We start from the raw sequence: 21590 nt of genomic DNA, 5'->3' as shown, positions 1-21590 counted from the left end.
GGTGAGTGCCAGCCGCTTTTCAGTTTGCAACATGCGGTGCGATCCAAAAGGGAGGGAAAAATGGAAACGCTGAGCACGCCAGTACACAGGGCTATAGCGGTTGAAACGCTACAAGCCGAAATATACAAAAATTGTGGGATTTTTCATCTGGAGCCTATGTCGCGCACCGGTATGGTAGCAGGCAACTTCTCGAGAATCCGTGTCGGACACTTCGATACAGCTGTCGTATCCCTGGACGCAAAGTACGTCAGAAGAGATGCGAATTCCATTCGCAAGGACCCCGGAGAGCACCTATTCCTGATCATACAGGATCAAGGCAGCTGCCGGATCGACCAAGGCGAGCGATCCGTCCCTCTGGAAGTCGGGGACATGTTTCTGGTCGATTCCGTTCGACCATCTGCCTTCGTCTACAATGGTGTCCGCTCGAATCAGATGACCCTGCATTTGCCTCGCGAAGAGATGTTCCATCGTCTGGGCAAGGCCTGTCTGAACGGCATTGACATCAGGCGCGACGATGCTCTTTGGTCGGCAATAAGGGCGGTCTTGATCAAGTTGGCCAGCGAAAGGTTGCCTGCGCCGCAGCTCAACGAGGCACTGATGAATCTGCTCGGCGCATACTTTCATGGTATTGCGCGTGGTGATGCTGCAAAGCCGAGCGAAACGTTGCTGTCCAGGGCGCTTGCCCTTATCGACCGCTATTACCTGAATCCGGCTTTCCGGCCGAGCGATCTCGCGCGCCAGCTCAACGTGCCCGAACGTATGCTCCAGCGCCATTTCCAACCTCTCGGCGAAACGCCCAGTCGGCGGTTGCTAAACCGAAGGCTTGAGTTTGCGCATGCCCGCCTCAAGGCTCTAGGGGAGAGGAAGGTTCCGGATGGTATCGCTCCGATTGCATATGACGCAGGCTTCAACGATCTTTCCCATTTTTATCGCGAGTTTAGGAAAAAATACGCGGTAACGCCGGGTGACGTTGTGCATAGTTGCTGACGGGTTAGTCCAATTTTGACGACGGCAGTGTCCAAGCCTGATCCACTCTTAAGGCATAACCTACACAGCTGAATGTTCCACACCCTGTGTAGAAAATGTTGGAGGAGACAAAATGACAGTGCACAGTGCCATCATCGACGGGAAGCCAGTAGTCGCCCAAAGTAGCTTTGGAGTAGTGAACCCTGCCAACGGCATCGAGATCGGTCGCGCTCCGGCCATGGGTGAGGAGGATTTGGCTAGGGCCATTGCAGCTGCGAAGGCCGCGTTTCCTGCCTGGTCCGCAAAGAGCGATGACGCCTTGCAAGCTGCGTGCATCGCGGTAACGGAACATATTAAGGCAAGCGCTGAGGAGCTGGCGCGGCTGATTACACTCGAACAGGGCAAGCCGTTGAACGGCATGGGTTCGCGTTGGGAGATGGGCGGAGCACTGGCCTGGGCGGGCCATACCGCAGGGCTTTCATTGCCGGTCAAGGTGCTGCAAGACAATCAGCATGGCCTGGTCGAGCTTCATCGTAAGCCGCTCGGTGTAGTGGGGTCGATTACGCCCTGGAATTTCCCGGTTATGATTGGGATCTGGCATATCATGCCAGCACTGCGCACCGGCAACACAGTTGTCATCAAACCTTCGCCGCTTACGCCCCTTTCGACGATACGCCTGGTCGAAATCATGAATGAGGTGCTTCCTCCTGGCGTAGTCAACGTGGTCACGGGAGATGATAGTGGGCAGTTCAACCTTGGGGCTGCTATGGCCGCCCACCCCGATGTGAAGAAGGTCGTTTTCACTGGATCTTGCGCAACCGGTCAGAAGGTCATGCGTTCCGCCGCCGAGACGATAAAGCACCTAACTCTCGAGCTTGGTGGCAATGATGCCGCAATCGTTCTGCCGGATGCAAATCCTGCCGAGATCGCCGAGGGCTTGTTTTGGGGCGCGTTTATCAACAATGGACAGACCTGCGCTGCGATAAAGCGACTCTATGTGCACGAATCTATCCACGATGCCGTCTGCGACGAACTCGTTGAGTTTGCTAGGGGAATTCCGGTGGGTGACGGCGCATTGGAACCGACCTTGCTGGGCCCTATCCAGAATCCGATGCAGTTCGCGAAGGTTTCACGCTTGGTGGCGGACGCTAAGGCGCGCGGTAAAGTGCTGTTGGGGGGAGAGCCTGCGGAGGGTCTGTTTTTCCCTCCAACGATTATTGCGGGTCTTTCCAATGGCGATCCACTTGTCGACGAGGAGCAGTTTGGCCCGGCCTTGCCGATCATCAAGTACAGCAATGTCGAAGACGCGTTGCGAATGGCCAATGATAGCGAATTTGGTCTTGGCGGCTCGGTCTGGTCCTCGGATATTGCTGCCGCAAGGAAAGTCGCTGCGCGGATGGAATGCGGGTCTGTCTGGATCAACAAACATGCCGCGATTCAACCGAATGCCCCCTTCGGAGGAGTGAAAGGTTCTGGCTTCGGCGTCGAGTTCGCGGATGAAGGCATGAAGGAATACACCGATATCCAGGTCATCTTCAGCTAAGGCTGGGGAGAGTCGTCAAGGAGAGGAGGAACTAAATGATGTTCAATCGCGCGTCATTGGTGACGCTGGTCGTCATGTTGCAGTGCGGAGCGTGTTCTCAGGCCATGGCTGAGGATTTGACACTTGCCACTTACGGGGGAGCATGGGGAGCCGCTCTCTCGAAGGCCGCGGTGCAGCCGATCGCACAAGAGCGCGGGCTAACCATCGCCGAAGTAACGCTGAATGGTTTGAACGAAATCAAGGTACAGGTTGACGCCGGCGCGGTGGCGATCGATCTCATTGATGTTACCGGGCTAGACTGCGCCATGGGCGCAAAACAGTCACTGTTCGAGCAGCTCGACTACGGAAAGATCAATGCCGAGGGCGTGGATCCGGCACTTGTCCGGCCAAACTGGATTGGTGGTCCGGCCTACGCCTCGACCGTTCTGGCCTACAGCACAGAAAAATATAGTAATGGGGGCCCGAAAACATGGGCCGATCTCTGGGACATTGAAAAATTCCCAGGCAATCGTGCAATGTGGAATAACCCCTACCAAATGTTGGAGATTGCCCTACTGGCAGACGGCGTGAAGGGAGAAGATCTCTATCCTTTGGATCTAGAACGCGCGTTTGCAAAGCTGCGTCAGATCAAGCCGTACATCACGGTCTGGTGGTCGAGCGGTGGGCAGGCCGCTCAACTTCTGAACGACGGCGAGGTTGATTTGCTGCCGATCTGGAGCGGAAGGGCATCGACGGTCATCGCTAGTGGCGCTCAGGCCGCGTTTACATATAATCAGGCGTTGCTTGGCATCGATTGTCTTGCCGTTCCGAAGGGGGCGAAGAACCGGGACCTGGCAATGCAAACGATCGGCGATCTGCTGCGACCAGATATCCAAGCTGCAATCCCGAAAGCGATCGATTACGGTCCGATCAACAGCAGGGCCTTCGAGACAGGCAGGATCACGCCTGAGCAGATGAAATCCATCAATTCGTCTGCAGAGAATCTATCTCTTCAATTTAGAACCGATGACGAGTGGTGGGCCGACAATCTGGCGAAGATACAGCCGATGTGGGATGCCTTTATGCAGGAATGAGAAAACTAATGAGCGAACTATACAGACACACAGCTGGGTCTGACCATCTGGCCGTCAAGGGCGAAGGTCTCTGCAAGCGTTATGGTCGCCTTTCCGTTCTTGACGATGTGTCGTTCCAAGTCGAGCAGGGTGAGTTTCTCACCCTGCTCGGACCGTCAGGCTCGGGCAAGACCACACTTCTCATGGTGCTTGCCGGTTTCGTTCAGCCCGACTCCGGATGCCTCTATCTCGGGCGGCGGCAGGTCATTGGAACACCGGCCTACGACCGCAACCTAGGTATGGTATTTCAGAACTACGCACTTTTCCCGCATATGTCGGTCCTGCAAAATGTGATGTTTCCGCTCGGAGTGCGCGGCATTAAGGGGAACGATGCTAAGCGTAAGGCCGAGGGCGCGCTTGATCTTGTGGGACTTGCTTCTTACGGGTCGCGGAAGATTAATGAATTGTCAGGGGGACAACAGCAACGCGTGGCCCTTGCCCGAGCAATTGTTTTTGAGCCGCCGATCCTGTTGATGGATGAGCCTTTGTCAGCGCTCGACAAAAATCTGCGCGAACAAATGCAGCTCGAACTTCGCGGACTGCACACGCGCTTGAAGATGACGATCATTTCGGTGACCCATGATCAGCGCGAGGCGCTGACTATGTCCGATCGGATCGCGGTCATGAGGAGCGGCAAAATAGAACAGATTAGCACTCCCATCGATCTATATCAGAGGCCGAATTCCCCATTTGTCGCAAGCTTCATTGGCGAATCTGCGCTTGTCCCCGCATCCGTTTCGGGAAACAAAGCAAGTATCGATGGTGTGGAACTAAGGCTGGCGGAGGTCGAGCCGAAATTGCGGCGAGGGTTACTTCTTCTGCGCCCGGAAAACCTAACCTTTGGCGGTGAAGACCAGCGGTCACCAGATACCAACGCCATTCCTGCCAAGATTACGGGAAGCGTCTATCAGGGAGACAGTTTCGTTATTTTCGCACGCCTAAGTACGGGCCAGGAGATTCCGGTCCGGCTTCCAGCGACAGCTGAAAACCGCATGCTAATGCCGCTGGTCGGATCTCAGGCGAACTTGCTCTTGCATGTCAATGACACTTTGGTGTTGGAGGCGTGATGACGAGCGTACTTCACTTCGACACGTCGGCGTCCAAGAAATCAATTGCATCGAGCGCTTCGCGGCAGTGGGTTAAGGGCAAGCACCTGCTAATTGCACCGGCTCTGCTGCTCGTACTTCTTTTGCTGGTCGCGCCGTTCTGCTGGCTTGCGTTGCTTTCGTTGTTGGACAACAACGGCAACGTAACGCTGGCAAACTACATTGCAATAGCAAGCGAGCCCAGCATCCTACGTGTCTTCAGTACCACATTGCAGATCAGCCTTGCAGTCACCCTCATCTGCGGAGTACTTGGTTATGTGGTAGCCTTCATGCTGTCGGTCCTGCCTCCGCGCCTGGCAAGCATTGGTCTCTTGATGGTAGTCATTCCGTTTTGGACCTCGATCCTCGTGCGGACATATGCGTGGATGGTTCTTCTGGCGCGTCGCGGCGGGGTCAACGCGATGCTGCAGAACCTGAACATTATCGAACAGCCACTGCCGTTGATGTACAATTGGGCGGGCACCATTATTGGAATGACACATATCATGCTGCCGTTTCTGGTGCTGCCTCTTTATTCCAGCATGCGCACGATTGACCCATCTCTTATCCGAGCAGCTGCGAGCATGGGTGCGAAGCCGGCCGTGGTGTTTCGTCGGATTTTCATGCCTTTGTCGCTGCCGGGATTGCTCTCGGGGGTCTGTTTCATCTTCGTGCTCTGCCTCGGCTTCTTCATCACGCCGGTTCTGCTTGGCGGGGGACGTGTCATGATGGTGGCACAACTTGTAGAGCGGACCGCCGTTATGAACTCCAATTGGGGGCCGGCCAGCGCACTTGGTGTTGCACTTGTTGTCCTGACCCTTGCCGTGTTGAGCCTTGGATGGATCGGCGCTCGCGCATGGAGAAAACACTGATGTTCGAACTTCTTGAACTTCGCCATCGCATTGTGCTGTTCGCCGTTGGTGGAGCGATCATCGCCTTTCTCCTCTTGCCGACACTCATTGTCGTCCAGATGTCGTTCTCCGCCGCCGACTTTCTTGAGTTTCCGCCCAAGGCTTATTCGCTACGCTGGTATGAAGCATACTTGTCTTCGCCAACTTGGCGAAACGCCACTTGGATCTCGTTCGTTACGGCGACTTCGACCGCTGTTGTAGCCACCATTCTTGGAACGGCAGCAGCCTATGGTATCCGCCTCAGCGAGCACAAGGCGCCGGCAGTGTTGCTGCTTATCCTTTCCCTACCACTCTCGGTTCCAGTCATCCTGATCGCGGTGGGTGTATTCTATCTTTACGCGAGGATTGGCATAATCAACTCGGTGCCGGGCTTGATACTTGCCCATGTCATGATGGCAATTCCATTCGTTACTGTTGTGGTGTTCTCAAGGCTGAAAACGTTCGACCTTGCCCAGGTCCATGCGGCGGAAAGCCTTGGTGCGCGGCCGATCAGGGCGTTCTTCATGATTGTTGCACCGCAGGTCCGGTTTGCTGTTGCGAGCGGTACACTACTCGCTTTTCTGACTTCATTCGATGAGGCAGTCATCTCGTTGTTTGTCACAAACGGAAGCAAGTCCACCCTTTCCAAGCTAATGTTTACTAGTTTGAGAGACCAGGTCGATCCAACGATCGCAGCGGTGTCAAGCCTATTCATTGTGCTGTCAATTTCGGTGGCTGTGGTGCTCCAGCTCTTTGGAGCACGCGAGCGCTGAAGGAGTGGAGTGAAGCAAGGGAAGTCTTCTTTCCCTTGACGGGTTCGTCCAATCATACCGACGGTCCGGTCCAAGCCAACAGCGCACAAGTTGGCGCACTTGGATGCGTCAAGCCATTCGGCTGACGCTTTGGTTTCTGTGAGGCTCGAGGCGCCCTGCGAAGGGAGGCCCTTGCTGGATATGCACGCAGTGAGCCTTGGCCAAGGGGGGACGCCATTGGCGTCAAAAAAAGGGAGGACACACATGAATAAAATTGGGATTGTCTTTGCCATGTCCATTGCAATGATGGCGCCAGCACATGCCAAGAAGCAAGTGGCGCCTGCCATGTTTCAACAGATCGTCGAAGAGGTCGTAGCGCAGAATGCCGGCATTCCCGGCGTTGTCATGGCGGTCAGTTCTCCCGCTCTCGGCATAGAATGGTCCGGTGCTGCGGGGTTGTTGAAACACGGTGAACCGACCCCACTTCGCGTGACTGACGCCTTCCGCGTGGCGAGCGTCACTAAAGTGTACACCGCGGCAACCGTTCTGCGTCTCATGGAAGGGGGGCACTTTAGTCTTTTCCAGCCCATTAAGAACCTCGTCCCGCCGAAGATTGGGGCGATCCTAGAGAGTGGCGGATATGATCTGGATGCAATCACAATTCATCAGCTCTTGACCCATACGAGTGGCATCGGCAATTTTGCCGAAACCGACGAGTATTTTGATCAGGTCTTCTCCAACCTCAACCGCGTCTGGACGCCGGAAGAACAGGTACAGTTCGCTGTCACCTTTGCCAAACCCATCGGGAAACCCGGCGAGAAATACGAGTATTCGGATACCGGCTACGTTGTCCTAGGGCAGATCATTGAGCATGTGTCGGGCGAGCCACTCCACAAGGCGGTTGCAGACCAGCTTGCTTTCAAGAAATGGCGACTTAACTCGACCTATTTCGAGAAATTTCAGACGCCACCGACGGATGAAAGACGTGCACATCAGTATCGTGGCGAGATGGATATCACCGATGCAGATCCTTCGATGGATCTTTATGGCGGCGGCGGAATTGTATCGACGGTCGGTGATCTAGTGAAGTTCGTGCGGCCTCTCTTAACCGGCAAAATGTTTGAGAAGGACACGACACTGACCGCAGGCCTGGTCGGCCAGCTGCCGGTTACAGGGGAAGATCCGCCACCGCTGCTGTATCGTGGTAAGTTTGGGAAGAGAACATGTCTGGACCACGGTGGCTTCTGGGGGGTTCAGCTCATCTATTGCCCGGATATCGATTTAGCGTTGGCGTTGAGCATGGGGCAAGTCGATAGCAAGCGAGACCCAATCGTCGCGCGTGTGGCTGAGATCGTGGAAGGTATTGAGGCAGGAACGGTTGGCGTCAAATAGTGACGGGAACCGGAAATGCTAAGTGGCGCCACTAAGCGCCAACTCAGGCACGCCGAGGTAGGCAGATGCGGTAGCGCCGCATCTGCCTACCTCACCAGACAAATAGAAAAAGGAGAGAAAAGATGTCGCAGCAACCTGCAAGCGGAATGAAGCTTCCGCAGGATGGGGTCGCCTGGGAAGAGCTGGCCGCCAAGCTGGATGCGATGAAGACAAATGATGCCGACTGGCGTCGCGGTCGTTTGCCGTCCTACACATACTATGTTGATGACGATCTGTTGGAAAAGCAGACCGAGGCCTACGCCAAATACATTGTCGAGAATGCGCTCGGCGCTGGCCTGGTTTTTCCCAGCATAGACCAGATGCAGGCGGACATCTTCTCCATGGGGTTCGATCTGTTCAACGCTCCGGTTGGGGCGGGTGCATCCTTTACAAGCGGTGGGACGGAGAGTGTCTTCCAGGCGGTAAAGACATGCCGTGATCAAGCGCGAGCTCTTCGTGGAGAACCTCGAGGCAACTTCAATGTTGTCGCGGGGATCAACGCACATCCCGCGCTCGATAAGGCGGCTCAGATCCTCGACCTTGAAGTTCGCCGCACGCCGCTGGACAGTGAGTATCGAGCGACAGCGGCGGCGATGGAAGCGGCGACCGATGAGCGAACAATCATGCTTTACGCGTCCGCCCCGAGTTATCCGTTTGGTCTATTCGACCGATTGGAAGAGATTTCCGATCTCGCCCTTAGAAAAGATCTCTGGCTTCACGTTGATGCTTGCTGGGGTGGATTCATCTCGCCCTTCGCCAAATCACTGGGCTATGCCATCCCTGAATGGGATATGGTTTTGCCCGGCGTGACAAGCCTCTCAGCCGATATTCACAAGTTCGGATACGCCGTGAAAGGTGCCAGTCTCATAATTTACCGAGATGCGGCCGTCCAGAAATACGAGGCATTTGAATTCAGCGACTGGCCGCGCGGTACCTATTGGACGCCAACGTTCGGTGGCTCTAAGCCCGCCGGATCAGTCGCGTCGGCATGGGCGATCATGCAATATCTCGGTCGCAAAGGTTATGAGCGAGCGACCAGCGACACTATGAAGGCAACCATGGATCTGATCAGTGGTGTCAATCAGATCGATGGTCTGAAAGCTCTGGAGCCCTATGGCGAGGGTAATCTGTTCTGCTTCGTCTCGACGGACCCGGCCGTGGATATCATGGCGGTCGCTGACATCTTGGAAGCTCGCGGCTGGATCAGGGGCAGGATGCGCGAGCCATTGGGAATTCATCAAGGTGTGGTGGCATCGCACCTGCCGTTTGTAGACGACTATCTAGGGGAAATTCGCCGGGCGGTGAACGAGGTTAGAACCTCTGGCAAACTGGGTGCATTTAAGGAACGCACCTACTAGGCATAAGTTCGGTTGGCCTGCCAATTGGTGGGCTGGCATGTGAGGTGGTATTAGAAATAAATGCGAGATGATGAAATGAACCCCGCGGACGCACCCATATTGATATCGCCTAATGAAATTATCGCCGCTCATAAGTCTATCGATGAGATATTCTTAAACACGCCGGTCCTTAATCATCCTGACATTGACGCGGCACTCGGCTGCACCGTCACAATGAAGCTGGAGACCTTCAACCCTATTCGTTCCTTCAAGGGGCGTGGAACGGAGGCCGTGATTGCTCGTCTGAACGGCCAGCCCAACGGTGTTACGACTATGTCGACCGGAAATTTCGGACAAGGCATAGCAAGGGCCGCTCGACGCAGGAATATGGATTCTACAATCTTTGTTCCAGAAGATGCAAACCCTCTAAAAGTGGAGGCGATGCGCCGCCTAGGTGCAGACGTGCGCCTCGTTCCTCTCGAGGAAGGAGACGGAATGGATCACGCTCGACGCTTTGCCGTCGAAACCGGTGCCGCATTGATCGAGGATGGTGGCGACCGCAACATCGCTGCTGGCGCAGGGGGTATCGCACTTGAGTTGAGTGAGGCGGGTATCGAACCGGATGTGATTGTCATTCAGGTGGGCGATGGTGCTTTGGCTGCCGGGATCGGATCATGGATCCGCGCCCACCATCCCCGAACCCGTATCGTCGGCGTGGCGCCGGAAGGTGCGCAGGCGATGGCTCAATCCTACGCGAGGGGACATGTTGTGCTTGGGTCGCGGATCGACACGATCGCCGACGGCATGGGTACCCTTAACCCGTTCGAAATTTCCGTCCATCAACTTCGAGCATGCCTTGATGATCTGGTGCTGCTCGACGATCACTCGATGGTAAGGGCGGGCAAGCTCCTCTTCAACGCGACAGGGCTGCTTGCAGAGGCAGCTGGTGCTGCAGGCCTTGCGACTATCGCGGTCCATCCGCACCTTTTCGCCGGGAAGTCCGTTGTGACGATCATAACTGGCAGCAATTTCTCTCCTGAATTCAAGCGCCTCGTTCTGGATGACTAGCGTTTTGGTCGAACAGATGGACATGCGGCCTTGCCGCGTGTCCTTACCAAAGGATCTGAAATGCGACTGCTGCACAAAGAAGAAATCCGATCCCTCTTTGATCTCGATCGCGCAACCAAGCTCATCGAGGAGGGGTTTGTCGCCAGCTCTGCCGGCCGAGTGGCACTGCCACCCGTTCAGTATTTTCGATTTTCAGAGGTGGACGGCGATTGTTGTGTGAAGTCTGCACACATCGACGGCGGTGACCTGATGGTCGTAAAGATTTCGACCGGCTTCTATCGCAATGTCAAGTTTGGCCGGCCGAACAATAATGGCCTCATGGTGTTGATTTCCGCCCGAACCGGGGAGCCGCTCTGCATCTTGGATGATAGAGGCTGGTTAACGTCTATGCGAACCGCGATTGCCGGTCAGATCGCTGCCCGGCTTCTGGCACCCGACCACATTACTGCAATCGGCCTAATCGGGGCAGGTGAACAATCACTCCTGCAGCTTGAACTTCTGCTTCCTTATACCGGGTGCCGGATTGTCTGGGTACTGGCAAGAATAGGCGTCGATCTGCAGCCATTCGTCGCGCGCGTTCAGGCCTTAGGCTGCACATTGAACATCACCTATGAGGCTAGGGCGGTGGCCGAAGCATGCAACATGATTGTAACGGCCACGCCATCGAGGGCACCTCTACTCTTCCGGGACTGGATACAACCCGGAACCCACATTACCGCGATTGGCGCAGACAGCCCAGGCAAGCAGGAGCTGGACCCCGCGATACTATCAGAAGCCGACTATGTCGTTGTTGATTCCATCAAGCAATGCACAGCCTATGGCGAGCTTTCTCATCTGGGGCCACGGCCGACCGGCCCTGCCGTCCTAGAATTAGGTGAGGTTCTGGCTTCTGGCAAACGTCTGCGAAGCCCTACGACCGATATTTCGGTTGCGGATCTTACCGGAATAGCTGCCCAAGATCTTGCTATTGCAAGGAGCATCATGCTCGGGGAATTGCAGGCGGGCTAGGATAAGACCGCCATTTTATATTTGTTCGGTCTGCACGCCAAGCATCTGGGACTTGTCCGTGCGCGCAAGAAGTCTGAGTGACGCTGAGGGTCTCGAAAAATATCCGCCTCGCGTCGAGGACTGGCATTTGGCTGAGGCCGGGCAAGTGGAAGAGGATTTTCAGATCCCGAGGGCGCCTTGGCCGTGCTGGCAACACCGTCGTGTCGTATTGTTCGGCGAAGGCAGCGAAGGTCGCATTCAACGTCGGCTCGAACCAAAGAGCCGTGGCGACCGCGGATTTGAGATTGTCGCAGATCGTCGTCTTCGTCACGCCGCCGAAGTACTGAAGGCTCGTTGGTTCGCTTCGATCCAATCGGACGGCTTCTGACTGAAGCTGGCATAAGAGAACGTCAATTGCGACGCGCTTAGCACCGCAACGTAAATCTGTGCTGCGCGGATCTCGCCGGTCAGCGGATCTTTGATCGGGATCGTGTGGCCGGCATAGTCGCATTCCATCGCGACACCACCAACGTGACGGCTGCGATACGTGGGTTTGACGCGGCTTTCGTATTTGGCAAAGCGGCAGCAGAACCGACTGATATGAACACAAGTGCTCTCAATTGGCAGAAGGGTACGGTGGAAAACACCAACAGACGGGCAAGGAAATGGCTTTCGAGAGAGGTCGATCCATTGTCTCTCAACGGAAGCTTGCCGACGGAGGGCTTAGGCCACAATCGCGTCTAGGACGACCTGTCGGATTTTCCCAGTGTAGTCCGATATCCCGTTTGGGAGGGGCGTCAGCCCGTCGTCGTCCGGGAGGCGAGATATTGGATTGTTGAACCAATGATTACCAATGACTTTTGCGGGGAGGAGGGTGCACAATTCAACTACAGCTTTCCGACGCCCGGGAAGCCCATCAGCAAGACGAACACGCGCATGCGGATTCCGGGAATTAACCGGACGGGATTCCGATCAATATCCGGACAGCGTTCCGATCTGAAGCCGGACAGCATTCCAATCAATTACCGGACGGTTTTTCCGTCGTGACGATGCCCTTGGGTCAGCAACCTTGGCATGAATCTCCTCAGTATCCACGAGGGGAATTTCATGCCGTCAAAGAGAAGGCTGACCATGCGACACATACGACAGATGCTTCGGCTCTCTGCCGGCGGGACAAGCGTACGCGAGATTGCGGTGGCCCTCGGGATCGCCCGAAGCACGGTGCAAGATAACCTGGATCGGGCTAAGGCCGCTGGGTTGAACTGGCCATTGCCAGGAGAACTGACAGACGATGCGCTCGAGCATCGGCTTTTCATCCGCGCCGGCGTCAAACAGGGCCAGCGGCGACGTCACGAGCCTAACTGGGCGGAGCTTTCCATTGAGCTGAAGAAGCCCTGCGTGACACTGCTGATCCTGTGGGAGGAGTATCGCAGCGTCCATCCCGATGGTTATGGTTATAGCCGTTTCTGCGAGCTGTTCCGCGGTTTCGAGCAGCGCCTTTCGCCGACGATGCGCCAGGAGCACGCTGCCGGCGACAAGGTCTTCGTGGACTATTCCGGCAAGAAGGTGCCGATCGTCGATCGCAAGACTGGCGAGATCCGCGAGGCGGAGCTGTTCCTCGGCGTGCTCGGCGCGTCGAGCTACACATTCGCCGAGGCGACCTGGACCCAGACCTTGCCGGACTGGATCGGCTCGCACGTGCGCATGTTCGCCTTCTTCGGCGGCGTGCCCCGCCTGATCGTGCCCGACAATCTGAAGTCCGGCGTCAGCCGCGCAAGCTTCTACGATCCCGAGATCAACCGCAGCTACGGCATGATGGCGTCCCACTATGGTGTTGGCGTTCTGCCGGCGCGACCGCGACGCCCCAAGGACAAGGCCAAGGTCGAGAACGGCATGCGCTTCGCCCAGAGTTGCCTTCTCGGCCGCTTGCGCAAGCAGACTTTCTTCTCGCTCGCCGAGGCCAATACCGCGATCGCCGACGTGCTGGAGCGCATCAACAATCACATCATGCGAAGGCTGGGCGTCAGCCGCCGACATCTCTTCGAGACGGTTGAACACGCGGCGCTCGCAAGCCTGCCCGCCGATAATTACGAGTTCGCCGAATGGCGCTTTGCGCGGGTCTCGACGGATTATCATGTCGAGTTCCAGAGCTTCTTCTATTCCGTTCCGCACGCCCTTATCCGTCAGCAGGTCGATATCCGGGCGACCGCACGGATGATCGAGATCTTCCATCGCGGCAAACGCGTCGCTGTGCATCAGCGCCGCTATGGCGGTCCGCGCTATGGAACAGATCCCGCGCACATGCCCAGCTCCCATCGCCGCTATGCCGAGTGGACACCGGAGCGCTTCCGGCGCTGGGGCGCGTCCATCGGTCCGCAGACCGAAGGGCTGGTCGTCGCCATTCTCGCCAGCCGGCCGCATCCGGAACAAGGCTTCAGAACATGCTTGGGCATCCTGCGCCTTTATCGCGACATCACCCGCGACCGCGCCGAGGCCGTTTCGGCGCGCGCCGTCGAGATCGGCGGATTGACCTGCAAGACCATCACCTCGCTCATCGCCACCCACAAGAGCGCACGGCATTCCACCGAACCCGCCGCCGTCATGGAGCACGTCAATCTGCGCGGTCCCGGCTACTTTCATTGAGGAGACACCCAACGATGCTGATCAACCCAACCATCGACATGCTGCGCGAACTCGGCCTGACAGGCATGGCAAGCGCCTATCAGGAACTCGAGATGCAAACGGAAGCCAGAAGCCTCGAGCATGGCGAATGGCTTGCCCTGCTTCTCGAACGCGAGGCGACCACCCGCCGCCAGAAGCGCTTCGAGGCGAGAGCCCGCGCCGCCAAGCTGCGCCACGACGCCCAGATCGAGAATATCGACTTCCGCGCCGCCCGCGGCCTCGACCGCAATCTCTTCATGAAGCTGGCCGGCTGCGACTGGGTCAGGCAGCGCCACAGCCTGCTGTTGATCGGACCCGCCGGCGTCGGAAAGAGCTGGCTTGCCTGCGCTCTTGGACACAAGGCATGCCGTGAGGACCTCTCCGTTGCCTATCATCGCCTCCCCAGGCTCTTTGCCACACTCGCCCTGGCGCGCGGCGACGGCAGATATCCGAAGGTCCTAAAGGCCCTGGCCAGGACCGACCTGCTCATCCTCGACGACTGGGGTCCGGAGAAGCTCAACGACGAGCAGCGTCGCGATCTCCTGGAAATCATCGAGGACCGCTACGAGAAGCGATCCACCATCGTCACAAGCCAGGTTCCCATCGATCACTGGTACGACATGATCGGCAATCCAACCATTGCCGATGCCATCCTCGACCGCCTCGTACACAATGCCTATCGCATCGAGCTCAGCGGCGAGAGTATGCGAAAACAGAAAGCCGTGACCATCGGTCAAGCAACCCCGGCTTGACCGCGAAACGCGGTTCAGGTCAAAAACACATACGACCCAGGGGCACGCCAACTGTCCGGCTTCAAATCGGAATCGTGTCCGGCATGAGATTGGAATACCTGTCCGGCTTCAGATTGGAATAGCCGTCCGGCATCACCGGAATACGCACTNAGTATGCGAAAACAGAAAGCCGTGACCATCGGTCAAGCAACCCCGGCTTGACCGCGAAACGCGGTTCAGGTCAAAAACACATACGACCCAGGGGCACGCCAACTGTCCGGCTTCAAATCGGAATCGTGTCCGGCATGAGATTGGAATACCTGTCCGGCTTCAGATTGGAATAGCCGTCCGGCATCACCGGAATACGCACATAAATGTACTAGCCTCGTGACGGTTGATCGCGGCAACAATAAGCGATTTCTCGACCGTAACAATGTTCCGCCGTGCCACCATATGTGCTCCAGATACCGTTAAGGGGACCGGGCCAGATCGGGTGGCCGTACCGCTTCGCACTGGTGCGACTCGACGAGCGGATCGAACGCTCGCCGGTCGGGGAAGGGGGGATCGAAAGGATGCATTTCGCCGATGCCTGCGCCTCGTTGTGGACTGAGGGCGAGCTCGTCGCCATCGAGGACCTGGTGCTGCATGAGGTCAGCCATGATGCTCGCACGCCCACCCATGAGCTCACGACTGCCCCCGATATACTGAAAACCCGCAGGCGAAAGAGGTAACTGCAAGATATCTTTGACGCGAACACAAATCCCGGAATAAACCCTTCCGTCTCTTGAAACTCATTGGGTTAGCAAAGGCCGATGGGCGACCGGAGCAGCGGATGTGGAACGCGCGCTGTAGCCGTAACGCTCTCAAAGTCTAGCAATGGTCCGCCGCGAGCGCTGTCGATCAGTTATCTATCCTTCATTCAATGTCGATGGACTTGAACCTCAACGGCGCGCGGCTCGCATCGTTCATAGCGGCTATCGCCTTACGCAGGAGGTTCTCAAACTGGCTGCGTTCTTTGTCGTTGAGACCTGTGAGAAGTTCATCCTGCACCGAGTGAATGATCGGCATCGCACTCGCCAGAATGCGTTCTCCTTCATCTGTAGGTATCAGCACCCGCGCACGACGGTCCTTGCTGCTCACGTCGCGCTGCAAAAGTCCCTTGGCGACCAGACGGTCGACGACTCCCCCAATGGTCGCGCGATCGTAGGCGATCAAACCAGCTAGTGTTGCCTGGTCGATCCCTGGGTTGTCGCGGACCTTTACCAGCGCTGCGAATTGCACGGGGGTCAAGTCAATGCCGGCCTCGGACATGAGGTTTGCGAAAATCGATACGGAAATCTGATGCAACCGACGAATCAGATGGCCGGGCAAATCATAAAGTTCAGTCATAAGCGTCTATGCCCTTGTTTCGTATCAGCTTTACGGATCCCCCCCCGATTTAGCAAGCATGACGCGCTTAATTATAGACAAGAATACATATGATATGTATACATACTAAATGCGATGCGTTGAGGCGGTCAACGAGACTCCAGGGAGGGTTCCCGTGCCCGGACCGCGAACCGTCCGCAGTTTGTTGGCGCGGAATACTGACTCAACTGGCTAGAAAGAGGAGAAACCCATGTCTTCCATGACGACTGAAGTTATTGATCATTCCACACAGCCTGAAGATAGTCCGGCATTGCGCGCGCTCTACAAAAGCTTCGAGGAAGAGCATGTAATGCCGCTGTGGACGCAGATTGGCGATCTGATGCCGCTTCATCCGAAGCCGAAGGCGGTACCGCACGTCTGGAAATGGGCAAAACTATTGCCGCTGGCGGAGGAGTCCGGTCGCCTCGTTCCTGTCGGCCGCGGCGGCGAACGTCGCGCCCTCGGGCTCTCCAATCCGGGGCTTCCAGGCAATGCCTATATTTCTCCAACCCTTTGGGCCGCCATCCAGTATCTTGAACCCCGGGAAACCGCTCCAGAGCACCGGCACTCGCAAAACGCTTTCCGTTTCGTGGTCGAGGGCGAGGGCGTCTGGACTGTCGTGAATGGTGATCCCGTCAGGATGAGCCGCGGCGATTTTCTCCTCACACCCGGCTGGCATTTCCATGGCCATCACAATGACACCGACCAGCCGATGGCCTGGATCGACGGCCTGGACATTCCTTTTTCCTATCAGAACGACGTCGGCTTCTTCGAATTCGGTTCGGAACGCGTCACCGACTACGCAACCCCGAATTTTTCCAGAAGCGAACGTTTGTGGGCTCACCCCGGCTTGCGTCCGTTGTCTGGCCTGCAAGACACGGCAAGCTCCCCCATCGGCGCCTATCGCTGGGAATACACCGACCAGGCGTTGACCGAACAGCTTCTACTGGAGGATGAAGGACAGCCCGCAACAATGGAGCAAGGCCATGCCGCGATCCGCTATGTGAATCCCACGACGGGCGGCGACGTGATGCCGACGATCCGCGCCGAGTTTCATCGCCTGCGCTCCGGCGCGGTGACGCCCTCCCGCCGCGAGGTCGGCTCGACTGTCTTCCAGGTATTCGAGGGCAAGGGCGGCGCCGTCATTGGCGATGTCGAGTACTCGCTCGACAAGGGCGATATCTTCGTCATCCCTTCCTGGGTGTCGTGGTCGCTCTGGGCGGACACTCAATTCGACCTCTTCCGCTTTTCCGACGCGCCGATCATGGAGCGGCTCCATTTCGCGCGTTCGCAAATCGAAGCGGGACGGCGATGAGCATCGACGAGGAGGACAACGCCCGGTCGCAGTTGCGGGCGCGTCAGGGACAGGGGGCCCGCTACGATGCCGCTTCGGCTCCCCACGCCGATCTTGCGCTGGTCCGCCGGGGCACTGCTTACTTCGCCCGCAAACTCAGGGATCTCGCCGATCGCGACTTCCACGGCCCGTCTCTCTTGCCGGGGCGGACCAGGGCTCATGTCGTGGCCGAGGTCGGTTATCGGGCACGAGCTTTTGCGCGACTGGTGGAATCGACTCGAACCGGCAATGGGACGCCGATTTACGAATCCACGTCCTCTCGGGATGAAGAGATCACGTTCGGGGGCACACTTCCCGCAGGCGCCTTGCGCTATCTGTTCGACCACGCCGAGGTTCACCTCAATGTCGAGTGGCGCGATCTCGGGGATGCGCAATGGGACCAATGGGCTACAGACGACTCGGGGAGACCGCGATGTATCCGGCAGACACCGTGGTTTCGCGCCAGTGAGATCTGGATCAGCGCCGTCGACCTCGACAATGGCGGTTCGTTTCTGGATTTTCCGGCAGACCTCACGGACAGGCTGCTCCTGCAATTTGCCACGAACGCCCCATTCGACGTGACGCTGATGCCAACCGATCGATCGCAGCCGCTGGTCGTTGGGGCCGGCGGTTCCGAGATCCGCGGCGCCGCCGCGGACCTGCTTCGCTGGCTTTCTGGCCGTGGCGCGCGCCGCCTCGACGGTGTCGCAACGGTCAAAGCGACCTTGTGGCGCCACAATTGAACCATTCAACAGGAGATACCCTCGTGAACACGTCAACCGCTCGCCTTTTTCCCTCGCCCGAGTTCCCCACGGTTCCGGTTCGGGGCGAAACGGCTGCCTATCCAGTTCATCGCATCTTCTGCGTCGGCCGAAATTACGCCGAGCACGCCAAGGAAATGGGCGTCGAAGTGGACCGCGAAGCACCCTTCTATTTCACCAAATCGGCACTCGCGACCGTGCAGACCGGTGAGACCGTCGCCTATCCCCCAGGCACCGAGAACTATCACTATGAGATGGAACTGGTGATCGCGATCGGCGCTCCGGCATGGAGGGTCAGCGTGGAGGATGCAGCCAAGGCGATCTACGGCTATTCCAGCGGCCTCGACATGACCCGCCGCGATCTCCAGCTAACCGCCCGCGCCAAGCAGCGCCCGTGGGATCTTGGCAAGGATGTCGAGCGATCCGCCGTCATCGGCCCTATAACCCGCGCGGCCGAATTCACGGTCAGGGATCAGGCGATCAGCCTTTCGGTCAATGGCGAAGTGAAGCAGGACGCGAAGCTTTCCGATCTCGTCTGGAAAGTGGAGGAAATCGTCAGCCATCTATCCCATTTCTATCATCTCGAACCCGGTGACCTGATCTATACGGGAACTCCGGCCGGTGTCGGCGCGGTCGTTCCGGGCGACAGGATTCTAGGCACGATCGACGGGCTGGACCCCGTTGAATTGACGGTGGGGGCTCCCGAATGATCTTCCATGGCTATTTCCGCAGTTCGTCCGCATACCGCTGCCGTATCGCGTTCAACCTGAAAAATATTGGCTACGATTTCGTGTCGGTCCATTTACGCAAAGGCGGCGGCCAGCAGAAGCTGCCCGTCTACACGGCGCTCAATCCGCAGGCTCTGGTTCCGACCTTGGAAGTCGACGAGGAAGTCATGACGCAATCGCTGGCCATTATAGAGTGGCTGGACGAAACCTACCCCGAGCCGCCGCTGCTTCCGACGGAACCGTTCGTCCGCGCAAAGGCGCGGGCCTTCGCGCAGGTCATCGCGTGCGACATCCATCCACTGCAGAACCTGAGGGTGCTGGCCTATCTGCGCGAGACGTTCGCAGCGGATCAGGCGGCGCTCGATATCTGGTGTCAGCGATGGATCGGCGATGGGCTTGCGGCCTGCGAGGCGCTTCTGGCAGGGGAACCGAAACAGGCATTCGCTTTCGGCGACCGGCCGGGCCTCGCTGAAATCTGCCTAATACCTCAGATGTTCTCCGCAGACCGGTTCGGTCTTAGCCTCGAAGCTTATCCGCGACTCCGGCGGTTACGGGAGACCTGCGAGGCCCTACCCGCCTTCGCCGAGGCGCATCCGATGAAGCAGCCGGACGCCGAGGCTGCCTAAGGCCCTGGGTATTCATTTGCGCGGCGGCGAGCACGTTCGCGCCTTCGAGCGCGCCGTACGCACATGATTTTCGATATTGATGGAGGAAACCATGACACAGACTTTACCCATTATCGTCGCCGGCGGCGGTATCGGCGGCATTTCGACAGCGCTTGGCCTTGCCAGGCAGGGCTTTAAGGTCCTCGTTCTCGAAAAGGCGCCGGTGCTCGGTGAAATCGGCGCCGGCATCCAGCTCGGCCCAAACGCCTTTCATTGCTTCGACTGGCTCGGCGTCGGCGACACGGCCCGGGCCATGGCCGTCTACATCGATAGCCTCAGGCTTATGGATGCGCTAAGCGCCGAGGAAATTATGCGTATTCCCCTGGATGACGCGTTCCGCCAGCGTTTCCGCAACCCGTATGCGGTGATCCATCGCGGTGATCTGCATGGCGTCCTGCTCAAGGCGGCCCGGGAGAACCCGCTGATTGAACTTCGGACGGGCTTGGAAGTGATCGACTACGAGCAGGATGGCAAGTCCGTCACCGCCGCCCTGGCCGATGGTTCAAAGGTCGTCGGTAGTGCCCTGATCGGCGCGGATGGTCTATGGTCCAACATCCGAATGAAAGTTGTCGGTGACGGCCAACCTCGTGTTTCCGGCCACACAACCTACCGTTCAGTCATACCCACCGAACTTATGCCTGAAGACCTTCGCTGGAATGCCGCCACACTCTGGGCGGGTCCCAAATGTCATATCGTTCACTATCCGCTGTCCGGCTGGAAAGCGTTCAATCTGGTCGTCACCTATCACAACAATGCGTCAGAACCGGTGGCGGGCAAATCCGTCACCGCGGAAGAGGTAAAGCGCGGATTCGAACATGTTCATCCCATGGCGAGGAAGATCATCGACAACGGACGCGACTGGAAGCTCTGGGTGCTGTGCGACCGCGAACCGATTTCGAATTGGCAGGACGGACGTGTCGTGCTCTTGGGCGACGCCGCGCATCCGATGCTGCAGTATTTCGCACAGGGTGCGTGCATGGCGATGGAGGATGCAGTCTGCATATCGAATGAGCTCGCAACGACGACCGATATCGAAAAAGCGCTTGCAATCTATCAGAGCAAACGTGTGCTGCGTACCGCCCGTGTCCAATTGCAATCGCGCTGGATCGGCGAAAACATTTATCATCCGGCCGATGGTCATGCGGCATTGCGCAATTCCATCATGCGGTCGCGGACTCCTGAAGGTTGGTATGATAGCGTTGACTGGCTCTACGGCGGTTCCGGTATCGATGGAGCGTTCGGCGCCAGCACGGCAAGTCATGGCACGTGGCAGACGGACTTGGAGTTTGCCTGAAATCCGAAATTCTCCGGCATTGGCACGTCGACTGTCTTTCTGTCTTTCATCTGGTGAACGCCGAGGGAAACCCTTCGAAGCCGACGCTTCTCGCGATACTGGCGGATCACTTGGCTGATCCGTCCGCCGCAGGTCAAGAGAGGAGGCCTAAACGACCTGTTGTGGGAAATGGCGGCCCTTAGAAGGGAAGTTTGACGCACACGATTGCATCACCGGATACTGCGCCTTGTAAGCTGGGCCGACAAGACGGACATGAGCCGCGATGCGGTAATCGATCGCGGCTTTGCCCTATTGCTGGCGGGTTCCGTCATCCAGCAAATAGTTGCGGCACTCCAGCATCCGCCAGCCCCGCAACCCGATGCCGCTCGACGGGTCAGCCTTGCGCTTGCCCGGTTCCGCGGGCTGAGACGTGATCCGCATTGCGTGGCACGAGCGCTAGCCGCCGTCCACAACGCGCCGGCTCACGTCATTGATGCGTTGATGCTGCACGATACGGCCGCAGAGCTACGGGCGTGATGACCTACCGTCACTTCGCCTGCCAAACGTAAGCATCCGCCGGAATTCTCGTTCGTACAGCTTCTCGAATAAAATTTCGTGCGATTATTCTAATTGACAGTAAGCTGATGGTAAGTGTACATACTATATCAGGAACGCGGGAGAAATCGCGTAAACGCATGCCGCACAAGTCGTATCTATGGAGACGGCGAAATGCCGGGTCTTCTTTAAAAAACTGGACGCCAGAAACTGAAGTCACTCTGGACGTCTTTGGGCAATCTGGTGGCTTCCACCCGGCATCCTGGCGCTTCGCCAGGCTTTAGTGACAGACAGACAACCCAACA

General features: G+C 57.4%; 19 protein-coding genes and 3 pseudogenes. 19 read left to right on the top strand and 3 right to left on the bottom strand.

Going from position 1 to position 21590, the window contains the following annotated elements:
- Positions 1–60: 60 nt before the first annotated feature.
- The 10 genes from ASD00_RS19905 to ASD00_RS19860 all read left to right on the top strand — a co-directional run bounded on the left by ASD00_RS19905 (position 61) and on the right by ASD00_RS19860 (position 11192).
- Positions 61–987, top strand: coding sequence for a helix-turn-helix domain-containing protein (locus ASD00_RS19905; protein ID WP_057208599.1), 927 nt, complete (start codon positions 61–63; stop codon positions 985–987).
- A 112-nt stretch (positions 988–1099) separates the two neighbouring features.
- Complete coding sequence (locus tag ASD00_RS19900) at positions 1100–2509, top strand: aldehyde dehydrogenase family protein (RefSeq protein WP_057208536.1); 1410 nt, start codon at positions 1100–1102, stop codon at positions 2507–2509.
- Between the two features lie 35 nt (positions 2510–2544).
- On the top strand, positions 2545–3582 hold the full coding sequence (locus ASD00_RS19895) for an ABC transporter substrate-binding protein (protein ID WP_057208534.1): 1038 nt from the start codon (positions 2545–2547) through the stop codon (positions 3580–3582).
- Between the two features lie 8 nt (positions 3583–3590).
- On the top strand, positions 3591–4688 hold the full coding sequence (locus ASD00_RS19890; RefSeq protein WP_057208533.1) for an ABC transporter ATP-binding protein: 1098 nt from the start codon (positions 3591–3593) through the stop codon (positions 4686–4688).
- On the top strand, positions 4688–5578 hold the full coding sequence (locus tag ASD00_RS19885) for an ABC transporter permease (protein ID WP_057208532.1): 891 nt from the start codon (positions 4688–4690) through the stop codon (positions 5576–5578). Before ASD00_RS19890 ends, ASD00_RS19885 begins: the two co-directional genes overlap by 1 nt.
- Positions 5578–6369 carry an ABC transporter permease gene (locus ASD00_RS19880; RefSeq protein WP_057208531.1) on the top strand — a complete coding sequence of 264 codons (792 nt, stop codon included), beginning with the start codon at positions 5578–5580 and terminating at the stop codon, positions 6367–6369. Before ASD00_RS19885 ends, ASD00_RS19880 begins: the two co-directional genes overlap by 1 nt.
- 243 nt (positions 6370–6612) lie before the next feature.
- Positions 6613–7740: a serine hydrolase domain-containing protein gene (locus ASD00_RS19875; RefSeq protein ID WP_057208530.1), complete on the top strand. Its 1128-nt coding sequence runs from the start codon at positions 6613–6615 to the stop codon at positions 7738–7740.
- Positions 7741–7862: 122 nt separating this feature from the next.
- Positions 7863–9137, top strand: a complete 1275-nt coding sequence (locus tag ASD00_RS19870) for an aminotransferase class V-fold PLP-dependent enzyme (RefSeq protein WP_057208529.1) — start codon at positions 7863–7865, stop codon at positions 9135–9137.
- A 75-nt stretch (positions 9138–9212) separates the two neighbouring features.
- The gene (locus tag ASD00_RS19865) at positions 9213–10184 is read left to right on the top strand and encodes a pyridoxal-phosphate dependent enzyme (protein WP_063963313.1); all 972 of its coding nucleotides are present in this window, start codon (positions 9213–9215) and stop codon (positions 10182–10184) included.
- 60 nt (positions 10185–10244) lie between these two features.
- A complete protein-coding gene (locus ASD00_RS19860) occupies positions 10245–11192 on the top strand; it encodes a hypothetical protein (protein WP_057208526.1) in 948 nt (315 codons plus the stop codon).
- A gap of 163 nt (positions 11193–11355) precedes the next feature.
- Here the strand turns inward: ASD00_RS19860 and ASD00_RS39015 are convergent.
- A pseudogene (locus ASD00_RS39015) lies at positions 11356–11717 on the bottom strand (IS21 family transposase); the annotation flags it as partial.
- 180 nt (positions 11718–11897) lie between these two features.
- Positions 11898–12109, bottom strand: a pseudogene (locus ASD00_RS41830) (chloramphenicol phosphotransferase); the annotation flags it as partial.
- A 193-nt stretch (positions 12110–12302) separates the two neighbouring features.
- On the opposite strand from ASD00_RS41830, the gene istA reads away from it, so the two are divergent.
- The 3 genes and pseudogenes from istA to ASD00_RS41825 all read left to right on the top strand — a co-directional run.
- The gene (gene istA, locus ASD00_RS19850) at positions 12303–13814 is read left to right on the top strand and encodes an IS21 family transposase (RefSeq protein ID WP_156585698.1); all 1512 of its coding nucleotides are present in this window, start codon (positions 12303–12305) and stop codon (positions 13812–13814) included.
- Between the two features lie 14 nt (positions 13815–13828).
- Complete coding sequence (gene istB, locus ASD00_RS19845; RefSeq protein WP_057208524.1) at positions 13829–14584, top strand: IS21-like element helper ATPase IstB; 756 nt, start codon at positions 13829–13831, stop codon at positions 14582–14584.
- Positions 14585–15072: 488 nt separating this feature from the next.
- Positions 15073–15285, top strand: a pseudogene (locus tag ASD00_RS41825) (hypothetical protein); the annotation flags it as partial.
- Between the two features lie 193 nt (positions 15286–15478).
- Here ASD00_RS41825 and ASD00_RS19835 read toward each other — a convergent pair.
- A complete protein-coding gene (locus ASD00_RS19835) occupies positions 15479–15952 on the bottom strand; it encodes a MarR family transcriptional regulator (protein ID WP_057208523.1) in 474 nt (157 codons plus the stop codon).
- A 229-nt stretch (positions 15953–16181) separates the two neighbouring features.
- On the opposite strand from ASD00_RS19835, the gene ASD00_RS19830 reads away from it, so the two are divergent.
- The 6 genes from ASD00_RS19830 (at position 16182) to ASD00_RS19805 (ending at position 21267) form a co-directional block, all read left to right on the top strand.
- The gene (locus ASD00_RS19830; RefSeq protein ID WP_057208522.1) at positions 16182–17285 is read left to right on the top strand and encodes a cupin domain-containing protein; all 1104 of its coding nucleotides are present in this window, start codon (positions 16182–16184) and stop codon (positions 17283–17285) included.
- Positions 17282–18046, top strand: coding sequence for a maleylpyruvate isomerase family mycothiol-dependent enzyme (locus ASD00_RS19825; RefSeq protein WP_057208520.1), 765 nt, complete (start codon positions 17282–17284; stop codon positions 18044–18046). Before ASD00_RS19830 ends, ASD00_RS19825 begins: the two co-directional genes overlap by 4 nt.
- Before the next feature lie 23 nt (positions 18047–18069).
- Positions 18070–18774 (top strand): fumarylacetoacetate hydrolase family protein, encoded by a 705-nt coding sequence (locus tag ASD00_RS19820; protein ID WP_057208519.1) that lies wholly within the window; start codon positions 18070–18072, stop codon positions 18772–18774.
- Positions 18771–19418 carry a maleylacetoacetate isomerase gene (maiA, locus tag ASD00_RS19815; RefSeq protein WP_057208518.1) on the top strand — a complete coding sequence of 216 codons (648 nt, stop codon included), beginning with the start codon at positions 18771–18773 and terminating at the stop codon, positions 19416–19418. The genes ASD00_RS19820 and maiA overlap by 4 nt, the downstream gene beginning before the upstream one ends.
- Before the next feature lie 79 nt (positions 19419–19497).
- The gene (locus ASD00_RS19810; RefSeq protein ID WP_348272072.1) at positions 19498–20751 is read left to right on the top strand and encodes a 3-hydroxybenzoate 6-monooxygenase; all 1254 of its coding nucleotides are present in this window, start codon (positions 19498–19500) and stop codon (positions 20749–20751) included.
- A gap of 252 nt (positions 20752–21003) precedes the next feature.
- Positions 21004–21267, top strand: a complete 264-nt coding sequence (locus tag ASD00_RS19805; protein ID WP_156585696.1) for a hypothetical protein — start codon at positions 21004–21006, stop codon at positions 21265–21267.
- Positions 21268–21590: the final 323 nt, after the last annotated feature.

It is taken from the genome of Ensifer sp. Root31 (genome assembly GCF_001424825.1).
Taxonomy (GTDB): Bacteria; Pseudomonadota; Alphaproteobacteria; order Rhizobiales; family Rhizobiaceae; genus Ensifer; species Ensifer canadensis.
Note: the sequence above shows the minus strand (reverse complement) of the source record. Positions and strands in the feature narration are given on the sequence as shown.